We start from the raw sequence: 11876 nt of genomic DNA on the forward strand, positions 1-11876 counted from the left end.
CATATCGTTTAAATATTAACAAATAAGTTATAAATCAATAATAAAAATATCAATTTTAAATATATTGAATTTATATGAAACAATATTGAAAGAAAGCTATAACCATATAAAACAACAAATAGTTAATAGCAAGAAAAGATAATCTTAGTTTAAAGAATACATAAGAACAATGAAATTTATTTATGAATCAATTCAAAAATACATACAACAAACCATTTCCTAATGTTATTTTTATAAATTCATTTATATTATTTTTATATATGTTACATGGCAACATTATTAATATTCATGAATTATATTATTGCCACTATTTAATTAATGAAATTAACCAGCCATTTTAATTTATTATTTTATGACTGGTTTTATATTAGATTTAATTATAATAAATAATTTTATAGCATTAAGTCACTCGTTTCCAAAAATTGGCTATACCAAATCCTAAGATAAGCATTGGCAGAATAGCGAGCACACCTCCCACTACAGGAGCATGCAATCCAACAAAAACAAGGTATATAACCGGAACATAGAGAATAGATGTAATATAAGTATAGATAACTAATAAAATTAACGCAACACTAAATTTATTGAACTCCCGCAACATCAAGTCCGTTAATAAAAACAACAAAACAGGTAATGTGACAAGATAAGATGCAGTAGGTACAATTAATGCTGTAACAAGGCTAAATAATCCAGCAAGTATCCTAAAAATACTCTGGATATTTGAGACAGTGCCAGGAGAAGATGAAAACACTATATTCTTTATCGCTAATGAGATAGAGAGTAAAAACGTCAAAATACCTGCAACGAAAGCGGTAAATACAGACGTGATAATAAGCCCAATATAAGGTACTGGAAAATAAACTGCATCTACACTCTCTTTAGACAAGTTAATTTGATCTTTTACCGCAAAATTCACGCCTAAATCCCGAATCGTTCGCTGATATCGCCACAAAGTCCCAAGGTTAAGATTCTCAACAGTATCACTCATACGGTGGTAATGCTCGTAACCTAAGATTGTCGCAAAATTCATACCAGTAAATCCTTTATCTAAAAAGACACTAAAATCTGTATTATTCTGCAACATTTGGTACACGATAGGGCTAAATGAGAAAGCAACCGGTTTATCAGCATTCCGATTCCATTCTGAAACAAGAGCAAGATTTTTTACCGATGTCTCAAATAAGAATGGCACGCCATTATTTCCCCGAGCATCGAAATTGAAAACAATATCTATTGGTTGAGTAGCGATTTCATTAATATTTTTAACAAAGTGATATGCGCCGAGTAATCCCAACTCTTCAGCATCAGAGAATAAGAATATAACGTTGTTTTTTATATCCGTTCTTTCAGCAAGATCCCGCATTAACTGGAGTACCGAGGCGACGACCATACCATTATCACTGGCTCCTGGCGCAGTCCTAACACTGTCATAATGTGAAACGAATAATAAAGTTCCTTTCGGCGAAGGAACCTCTAACTTTGCGATAAGATTCGTCCCAGTTAATTCCGATTGATCCTCCACTTGTTTTGCAAAGTTGCCCGTATTCATCCTAACAAATTGTTTATCAAAAGTTCGACGTTGTTGACTATTGAGACCTGGATATATTTTCTTCTGCCGAGAGGCTAAATCATCCGCTGTGTAATGAAATGTCTGTTCAGTGACGCTATATCCCATATCGTTCATCTCGTTAATCAGGTAATCCCGAACTAACGCTTGCCGTGTCGAGGCCGCAGGATGCGGTTCCGCAGCAATAACACCAAGTGTTCTCATCACATTCTTAAATCCACTTTCTTTGAAATATTCAACGGAGACTTTATCAGGCAGTACCAATCCGATACCCTGAATAATCGCAACAATTAAAGTTGCTAAAAAACAGATAATCAAAAAAATACGTTTCATTAAACTCTCCCATTCAGACAATAGTAACAAAATATTATTCTTGATATAACCAAGGATGTTTTCTCATATTTTCCATAATTCAAATAAAAATATAAAAAACAAATTGAAATAATTAAAATGAATTTAAAACAATATAAAACATTATTTGTAACAATAACAGACGCTCTTTTATAATTATATAATCAAAAAATAGTTAGATAAAAACCATGTTCCCTATAAATCCCCCAAGGTATTATTTACATATTCTTTTCAAGAAAATACTATTAATATAATGAGTCAATTCCTAAAAGTATTTATTATTCTACTCCACGAAGATTACCTGGATAACAGAAATTCCAGTTTATATTCAGGAAATACCCGCAAGCTTTAACAGTTTATATCGTACTGAACCAATAATGTCAGTTATATACCCGTTATCTTTCAAATTGCCTCTTTGTTGGCTGCACTCGCTCACCCCGGTCACATAGTTATCTATTCTCCCGGGGATTCACTCCCTTGCCGCCGCGATGCATCTTGAAATCCATAGGGTATAGATAGGAAACCATTTCTATCTGAATAATCTTGTACATTTATAGTGAATTAACGACCATAAACTTGGAAAAACAGCAATCAACAGGAGAATATTGACCATTCACGATCTGTTTCTCCATTCCTGCACACCCGGCTCATATTTACCAAAAGTCCCAAGCCAGCATTATCCATCATAGCGATTCTAGGCAAAATCTTGGGATTTCTTTAAATCTCAATTATGGGTAGCATTTTCCACACATCGGATGAGTGTTTTTCAGGTTTATCGTCCATAATGAGAAATGAAAATGAATTCCATCTTATTATTCAGAGGGTATTTCGATGAGCACTGCCGTTACCAGTAAAAAAACAAAAAAAACTAAGATTACGGCGAATAATGCTGTTGCTAACGGGCAAGTACAGTCATTAAGCCGTGGCCTGACACTTTTGGAATATATTTCCGAGTCACCCGGCGGTATCGCCCTGACTGATTTAGCCCAACAAGCCGGATTACCAAATTCCACCACTCACCGCCTTCTCACCACTTTGCAACAGCATGGTTTCGTCCGTCAGATTGGCGATTTAGGGTTGTGGGTTATCGGTTCGCATACTTTTATTGTCGGCAGCAGTTTCTTACAGAGCCGAAATTTATTGGCGCTCATTCATCCGATCCTCCGCCGCTTGATGGAGGATTCTGGTGAAACCGTTAATTTGGCGATTCTTGATCACAGTGAATATGAAGCGGTTATTGTCGATCAGGTACAGTGTAATGCGTTGATGAGAATGTCCGCCCCTATCGGGGGTAAGTTGCCTATGCATGCTTCCGGAGCGGGTAAAGCATTCCTTTCAACATTATCAGATAACCAATTGGTTCAACTACTGCATAAGAAAGGGCTTCATTCTTACACACAATATACCAAAACGACCCCTTCCGGTTTAAAAGAAAATTTGGAGCAAGCACGTAAACAAGGGTATTCGTTCGATGATGAAGAGCATGCTTTAGGTCTGCGCTGTATTGCTGCCTGTATTTATGATGAACATCACCAAGCCTTTGCGGCTATTTCCATTTCCGGCCCAGTATCACGGATCACGGATGATCGAATCACTGAACTGGGTGCTTTGGTAATTCGTGCCGCAAAAGAGATCAGTAAAGAATATGGCGGGATTCGTTAATTCTTTTTCATAATAATCATAGCCTTCACAGGGCATTGGTTTTATCATGCCCTGTCTTAATTACATAAAGAATCCGAAAAAAATTATATTCCCGGATTCTTACATATATAGAAGGATCAGTTAATGGAACACTAATTGATGAGTATCATCCTGATTAAATCGCTTTTGATAAATTCCAAGTGCCTGTTCCATTGCCTCGGTTAGAAAGAAGTGAAGTATATACTTTATATACGGCACCAGGAACACCAGCATTAAAACAAGTATCGAGAAATCCCCCATGAACGCTATTATAACCATTCAGAAAACGGATAACATCGCCTTCCCGAACTTTACCATCATACCCACTGGTTGTATCTGAAAAAATATACCATGTCAGAGTATCAACCGGACGTGCTGCTTTATCCGCAGTGTAAACACCATAGAGCTCAGGTGACGGCGCATGACCATTAGTGCCGAGATATCCCCCATTATTCTGATAAAGATTCACAAGAAATATAGTATCACCGCTGTACACTTCTGTTCCTATGCCTTTTCCACTCGCAGATAAAACTTGCCATGTTCCTGTACCCGGACCACGAGTCGGCGAAGTCGCCGTGAGCACGTTATATTTTGCTCCTGGCACGTTTGCATGACCATTAGTGTCCAGATAACCACCATTTCCATTATTATAATTATTTTTAATACGAATTTTATCACCGTATAAAATTACACTAGCCATTGTTATATCCTTAAATACTTTCACGAAGTTATATGTGTGTTATATGAGAATTTTCATGCTTCTAATTAAGAGTCAAAAATATCAATTCTTTTTCCATCCATTAGCTACGGCTAAAAAAATTTGACTTCCAAACTCTATAAAATTATAGCGCCTCCACAAATAAGTGGATCTATTTTTATTTCTTAAAGAAATCATTAAATATATGTTTTTGACTTATGCTTCAATTATGATTTCTGAATAACAAATATGTCTTATATTAAACACAGAATTTATTTTTATTAGAAATATTCACATCCCGCATAAGAAAAACAAATCGGCATTAATTTATATTTAATTTAGAGAAATAATTTAATGAGGATAATAATATTAGCTATTGGGAATTGGCGATTACTGTTAGCAATCGCCAATTCCCAATAAAATCAGGCTGAAATTTTGGTAATAGAGTAAGTTTCTATCTCAGTGCGTTGACTAAATCGCTGTTTGCGACGATACGCAAACACATCTTCCACATGACCGTTTTTAATCCGTTCCTGCAACGCCCGCCAGTAGTCTGCTTTAAATAAATCACTATGCATTTCTTCAAAATAACAGCGAATACGACTGTCAGTGCAAAGAAAGTGTCGGAATTCCTCAGGAAAAACATCATTTGGCGCCACGCTATACCACGGTTCACTGGCAAGTTCATCTTCTGGATAACGCGGCGGTGGGATATCTCGGAAGTTAACTTCTGTCATATAACAGATTTCATCATAATCGTAGAACACAACCCGGCCATGTCGTGTCACACCAAAATTCTTAAACAACATATCTCCCGGGAAAATATTCGCAGCAGCAAGCTGTTTAATCGCATTGCCATACTCCTCGATAGCATCTTTCAGCTTCTGTTCATCTACCTGTTCCATATAGATATTCAGCGGTGTCATTCGCCGTTCCATATATAGATGTTTAATCAGGATCTTATCACCCAGATCTTCCAGCTTTTCTGGCACTTCTTTCTGCAACTCTTCCATCAATTCAGAACTAATGCGGGCTTTATCAATAACGAAATTTTCAAATTCCTGCGTGTCGGCCATTCTCCCCACACGATCATGCTCTTTGACCAGACGGTAACACTCCTGTACTCGCTCCTGAGTCACCTCTTTCTGCGGCGCAAATCTATCCTTAATCACCTTAAAAACGCGATCAAATGAAGGGGAAGTAAACACCAACATCACCATCCCTTTAACACCGGGAGCAATCATAAGTTGTTCTTTGGAGAAGGTGATAAACGCCAGATATTCCCGGTAATATTCCGTCTTACCATGCTTCTGGCAGCCGATTGCCATATAAAGTTCAGACGTTGATTTGGCAGGTAAAATTTCTCTCAACCATTCCACTAAAGCCGCAGGTAAAGGCGCATAAACCATAAAATAGGAACGGGCAAAACCAAATACAATGCTAGCATCAGCATAATCAGTCAGACAGGTGTCGATAAAAATCCCGCCGGATTCGTTATGATGGATCGGCAACAAGAAAGGATAAACCTGACCTCCCATGCGGATCTTACCTACTAACCAAGCCGCTTTGTTGCGATAAAACAGTTCATTAGCTATCTGAAAAGTTGCTTGTAATAATTCTGCGACTGGAAATGTCTGTTGTAGATAGTCTGTAATATAATGAATATCTCTTTCCAGATTTTCCCAAGGTAAACGCAACGGCAGATCATTAAGAATTGTCCGTAACATTAAAGCAAGATTATCATTAGGGAAAAAGTCACGCGATAATGGGCGAGGAATATCCCGAAATCTACGCGCAGGCTGCGAGGTAAAAATAAATAATTTATCCGGTGTCAGATTGCGATGTTCAAACAGACGGCAATAAACAGAATTGAAAAAACTCTCGGCAATTTCAAACCGGGGATAATCCGGTAATAAACTGGTATAAACAACCTTTACTTTGGCAATGTACTCTTCATCATATCCGAAAGCACTATGTATACATTTAAGCTGCTCAACCACCAGCCCAACATGATGATCATAAAGATTAATACGCTTTTTCATCGCTTGCTGAACAGCATGCCAGTCAGCCTGTTCAAAGCGTTGTTGCGCACCTGAAGTCACTTCCAAAAAGCGGCCATATTGTGCATCGAACCCTTGTAAAATAGTTTGTGCTATCAAATGTGCTGAATCTATCCCCATCGCAACTCCTCAATATATTCAGCCTGCTATAAGCAGGCTGAATAGCATCAGAAATACAATAATCAGAACTGCTGCTCTTCCGTAGAACCCGTCAATGCGGTTACTGACGATGTTCCCCCTTGAATAATCGTCGTAACTTTATCGAAATAACCTGTACCTACCTCCTGCTGGTGAGAAGAGAAGGTATAACCACGATTAATGGATGCAAACTCTTTTTCCTGTACTTTCTCCACATAATGTTTCATACCTTCACCCTGCGCGTAAGCATGCGCCAGGTCGAACATGTTGAACCACATACTGTGGATACCCGCCAAAGTAATAAATTGGAATTTATAACCCATTTCCGACAGTTCATCTTGGAAACGCGCGATAGTCTTATCATCCAGATTCTTTTTCCAATTGAACGATGGAGAACAGTTGTAAGCTAACAATTTACCGGGATATTTGGCATGAATCGCCTCAGCAAAACGACGGGCCATTTCAATATCAGGTGTTGATGTTTCACACCATATCAAGTCAGCATACGGCGCATAAGCCAAACCACGACTAATCGCTTGATCGATACCCGCTCTGGTACGGAAAAATCCTTCAAAAGTCCGCTCGCCAGTAATAAATTCACTGTCATATGTGTCACTGTCGGAGGTTAATAGATCGGCTGCATCAGCATCGGTACGAGCAATCAACAATGTCGGTACACCAGAAACATCTGCCGCCAAACGCGCAGCAACCAATTTTTGAATCGCCTCTTGGGTCGGAACCAGAACTTTACCGCCCATATGACCACATTTTTTCACCGCAGCAAGTTGATCTTCAAAGTGAACAGCCGCCGCACCCGCCTCAATCATAGCTTTCATCAGTTCAAAAGCATTCAAAACACCACCAAATCCCGCTTCCGCATCTGCCACAATCGGCAGAAAATAATCGATGTATTCCTGATTATCAGCACCAATACCACTTGCCCACTGAATTTGATCCGCCCGACGGAAACTATTGTTAATACGTTTTACCACCGCCGGGACTGAATCCACTGGATACAAGGACTGATCAGGATACATACTGGATGCAGTATTAGCATCAGCCGCAACCTGCCAACCAGACAGATAAATCGCCTCAATACCCGCTTTTGCCTGCTGTAATGCTTGTCCACCCGTCAATGCGCCCAATGAGTTCACATAGCCTTTCTTTGCTTTGCCATGTAACAGTTCCCACAGCTTTTTAGCGCCAAGCTGTGCCAATGTATGTTCGGGATTAACTGAACCTCGCAATTTAACAACATCTTCCGCACTGTACGGGCGGATAATTCCATTCCAACGGTCACTTTTCCATTCTTGTTCCAGTTGAGCGATTTGTTGAGTTCTGGAGATTGTCATAACTTCTACTTCCTATCTTTATTAAATTAATCGGATATGGTGTTTTGTTATTATTCGTTGCTTAAACTTCTCTCAGTAGCCGTAGCCCCAATAGGCCGGCTCTAATCAAGTAATTGATATCCCGGCAACGTCAGGAAATCTATCAGCTCGTCCTGAGTTGTAATGCGCTCCATCAACTTGGCTGCATCGCTAAATCGCCCTTGACTGAAACGTGTCTCTCCAACTTCTTGCTTAATAACCTCCATTTCTTCTGCCAACATTTGCCTGAACAAACCTTTTGTCACTTTTTTACCGTTGGATAATGATTTTTCGTGGTGAATCCATTGCCAAATGGATGTCCGTGAAATTTCGGCTGTCGCAGCATCTTCCATCAAACCATAGATAGGAACGCATCCATTGCCTGAAATCCACGCTTCAATGTATTGGACCGCTACCCGGATATTGGCCCGCATACCTTCTTCAGTCCGATCGCCAGGGCAAGGTTCCAGTAATTGAGCCGCAGTAATCGGCGCATCTTCTTCACGGAAGATATCTAACTGGTTTTGCCGTTCTGCCAAGACCTTATCGAAAACTTCCATTACCGTGTCGGCAAGACCTGGATGGGCAATCCATGTACCATCGTGACCATTACGCGCTTCCAGCTCTTTATCCGCTCTGACCTTATCTAATACCCAGTTGTTGCGTTCAATATCTTTACTGGGGATAAAAGCAGCCATTCCCCCCATCGCAAATGCTCCGCGCTTATGGCAGGTTTTGATCAGTAAACGGGAATAAGCGCTGAGGAAAGGCTGATCCATCGTGACAGACTGACGATCAGGCAGAACCCGATCACTATGATTTTTCAGTGTCTTAATGTAGCTGAAAATGTAGTCCCAACGGCCGCAATTAAGGCCAACGATATGGTGCCGAAGATGATAAAGAATCTCATCCATCTGAAATACAGCCGGCAGAGTTTCAATCAATACCGTTGCTTTGATTGTGCCTCTCGGTAACTCAAAACGATCTTCTGCAAAACTGAATACATCACTCCACCACTGAGCTTCGCGGTAAGACTGAATCTTTGGCAAGTAGAAATAAGGACCGCTCCCCTTTGCCAGCAATTGTTTATAGTTGTGATAAAAGTAGAGCGCAAAATCAAACAATCCACCGGCAATTGACTCATTCTGATAGAGAACATGTTTTTCCGGCAAATGAAGTCCTCTTACCCGTGCGATCAGAACAGCAGGGTCTGATTGCAACTGGTACTGTTTACCCTGCTCGTTAATGTAAGAAATTGTGCCATTAACAGCATCGCGTAAGTTGATCTGCCCTTCAATCACCTTATCCCAAGCCGGCGCTAAGGAATCTTCGAAATCTGCCATGAAAACTTTTACATTAGCATTCAAGGCGTTGATAACCATTTTCCGTTCTACTGGCCCAGTGATTTCTACTCTGCGGTCACGGAGATCCATCGGAATATTTTGAATTTCCCACTCACTTTCGCGAATGGAACTGGTTTCCGAAATAAAATCAGGCAATTCACCATCATCAATTTTCTTCTGCCAAGTATCCCGATCAACCAATAATTTTTTCCGTGCATCAGTAAATCGAACAACCAGATCTTTCAGAAAATCTACCGCTTCGGGTATCAAAACCTCCCGCTCTGCTGCGCCAAATCGTTTAATAAACGATAATTCAGTCGCTAAAGTTTGCTGCGTCATTCATCTATCCTCATTTTAAAGCACACCTGAATAAGAGTAATAGATATTTAAAATAAATCAAAAACGATTTCCATTTTTTTAAAATTTTATTTTTATTCAATAAAAAACAATTAGTTATATGGGAAATTACCTATTTCAAATTAGAGAAATTGATTCCATAAACCACAAGATTATTTTGTTAAGTTTTTGTTATATAAGATAAACTACAAAAAGTGCGGTATTTTGACGGGTGTTAATAACAGGGGAGAAGAAAAAATCAGGAGGGTTAAATGGCTGAATTTCAGCCATTTATGAAGATATTAATCCAATGTTGGATTCATGTAGGTAAGATCATATGGTGTAATCTGGTATACATAATAATTCAGCCAGTTGGAAAACAATAAATGTCCGTGACTACGCCATGATGCCAGTGGTTTTCTTTCTGGATTATTATCCGGAAAATAATTTATTGGGATCTTTGGATCTAAACCTGCTGCTAAATCACGTAAATATTCACTAGCCAACGTTCCTGTATCATATTCAGGATGACCGGTAACAAACACCATGCGTTTATCTTTGCTCGCCAGTAAATAGGCCCCCGCCTCTTCAGAACTGGAAAGAATATCCAGATCTGTATGTTCACGAATAACCTGTTCAGGAAAATCAGCATAGCGAGAATGAGGAGCAAAAAAAGATTCATCAAAGCCACGAGTTAATAATGCTAAAGGGTCCAGAGTAGAGTGATAATAAACACCTGATAGTTTTACTTCTCTAGTAAACTTTGGCAAACCATACAAAATATTCAAAGCGGCCTGTACAGCCCAACAAATAAATAAGGTAGAAGTAACGTGCTCCTTTGCCCAACTAATTATTCTTTCAATCTGTCTCCAATATGCCACATCTTCGAATTCAACTAATCCCAATGGCGCACCAGTGACAATTAAACCATCAAAATTTTGATGTTTTATCTGCTCGAAATCACAATAAAAATTATTCAAATGTTCAGCAGGCGTATTCCTGCACTTTCGGTTATCTACTCTCAGTAGCTGGATATCTACCTGTAAAGGCGTGTTGGATAGTAATCTTAGAAATTGATTTTCAGTCTCAATTTTCTTTGGCATCAGGTTAAGCAGCAATACCTTTAGTGGGCGTATATTTTGAATATTCGCGCGTGTAGATGTCATCACGAACACATTCTCGTTTCGTAAAAAATTCACTGCGGGTAATTCATCCGGTATACAAATTGGCATGCTATGACCTCGATTTTTATCCATTTACACGTTTAGACTTCCAGACAGCTAAATCTAACTAAGTATTAACAGAATGTCGAGGCTTTACAAGTAAGCTGAAATTATTTCATTTCTGGTTTTACAACAATGTTCAACATGATAATAGTTAATAAATTTTTAATATTTATAACATAAAATAATTTAAGCTTCATTTGTTATATGAAAAAATAATAAAGAAAATTTCACTTAATAACGAGATGAAATACATTAAAAATCAATGATATTTTCGGTAAAAATCAGGAAGTTCAAGACAAAAAGACAAGATTAAAAGAAGTCAAATTACACGCTATAAATATTAAAAGCAATACACCCTAAGAAAGCAACAAGATTAAATAATAAAATATTCTTATTGTTAATATTGAGTTATAAGATTTATCTTCAATACTGAAATATGCGATTTTCTTATAACAACAAGCTAATTTGAATCAAATGCTAATAATAAGTATGGTGATAGGGAAAACAGACAATTACACAATTTAAATTACAGTCTCATTACAGGTTATAAGAGCGGACAAAACCCTGATCCAAAATTTTCCTAAAAAACAAATATAAAAAAGAATTGAAAATTTTTGGTTATTCTAACTCATCAGTTCAAAAAGCTATTTAAATTATATACCTGCTATCATTACAATATATTTTAATTATTTAAGACTGATAAACCCGTTATCTGTTTCTTAAAGGGAATAAGTAAATAAATAATACCTACCCTAAAAACGCAAAAACCCCCAGCTCTCGCTGAGGGTTTCCACTGTATTTAAAGCCTGGCAGTTTACAAACAGCTTTCGTTCCGTTTGCCCTTCGGGCCGTCGCGACTCGCGACGTTCAACTCCGTTCCCGACGGAGTTGTCCTACTTACTGCTTTTTTGCCTTGTGCTGCTTTCAACGCCACACAACGCTAAATTAAAGCCTGGCAGTTCCCTACTCTCACATGGGGAGACCCCACACTACCATCGGCGCTACGGCGTTTCACTGCTGAGTTCGGCATGGGGTCAGGTGGGACCGCCGCGCTATCGCCGCCAGGCATATTCGGTTTTACTCCGGCCGTTGCGTCTCTTCCGCAACC

The 11876-nt window shown here is 38.8% G+C and carries 7 protein-coding genes and 1 rRNA gene; 1 reads left to right on the plus strand and 7 read right to left on the minus strand.

The window, feature by feature from the left end:
- Positions 1 to 400: 400 nt before the first annotated feature.
- Entirely contained in the window at positions 401 to 1900 is a 1500-nt protein-coding gene (locus tag OO184_RS12475; RefSeq protein ID WP_265379459.1) for a M28 family metallopeptidase, read from the minus strand.
- A gap of 849 nt (positions 1901 to 2749) precedes the next feature.
- On the opposite strand from OO184_RS12475, the gene iclR reads away from it, so the two are divergent.
- Positions 2750 to 3580 carry a glyoxylate bypass operon transcriptional repressor IclR gene (iclR, locus tag OO184_RS12480; RefSeq protein WP_265379460.1) on the plus strand — a complete coding sequence of 277 codons (831 nt, stop codon included), beginning with the start codon at positions 2750 to 2752 and terminating at the stop codon, positions 3578 to 3580.
- 154 nt (positions 3581 to 3734) lie between these two features.
- On the opposite strand, the gene OO184_RS12485 is transcribed toward iclR, so the two are convergent.
- From OO184_RS12485 to rrf, 6 genes are all read right to left on the minus strand, one after another.
- Entirely contained in the window at positions 3735 to 4298 is a 564-nt protein-coding gene (locus OO184_RS12485; protein WP_265379461.1) for a hypothetical protein, read from the minus strand.
- A gap of 419 nt (positions 4299 to 4717) precedes the next feature.
- Positions 4718 to 6475 carry a bifunctional isocitrate dehydrogenase kinase/phosphatase gene (aceK, locus tag OO184_RS12490; protein ID WP_265379462.1) on the minus strand — a complete coding sequence of 586 codons (1758 nt, stop codon included), beginning with the start codon at positions 6473 to 6475 and terminating at the stop codon, positions 4718 to 4720.
- Positions 6476 to 6537: 62 nt separating this feature from the next.
- Entirely contained in the window at positions 6538 to 7845 is a 1308-nt protein-coding gene (aceA, locus tag OO184_RS12495) for an isocitrate lyase (protein ID WP_265379463.1), read from the minus strand.
- Between the two features lie 101 nt (positions 7846 to 7946).
- The gene (gene aceB / locus OO184_RS12500; RefSeq protein WP_265379464.1) at positions 7947 to 9545 is read right to left on the minus strand and encodes a malate synthase A; all 1599 of its coding nucleotides are present in this window, start codon (positions 9543 to 9545) and stop codon (positions 7947 to 7949) included.
- A gap of 299 nt (positions 9546 to 9844) precedes the next feature.
- Positions 9845 to 10774, minus strand: coding sequence for a homoserine O-acetyltransferase MetA (gene metA / locus OO184_RS12505; RefSeq protein ID WP_265379465.1), 930 nt, complete (start codon positions 10772 to 10774; stop codon positions 9845 to 9847).
- Between the two features lie 944 nt (positions 10775 to 11718).
- Positions 11719 to 11834 (minus strand): 5S ribosomal RNA (gene rrf / locus OO184_RS12510).
- Positions 11835 to 11876: the final 42 nt, after the last annotated feature.

This window comes from Photorhabdus aballayi (genome assembly GCF_026153155.1).
Lineage (GTDB): Bacteria > Pseudomonadota > Gammaproteobacteria > Enterobacterales > Enterobacteriaceae > Photorhabdus > Photorhabdus luminescens.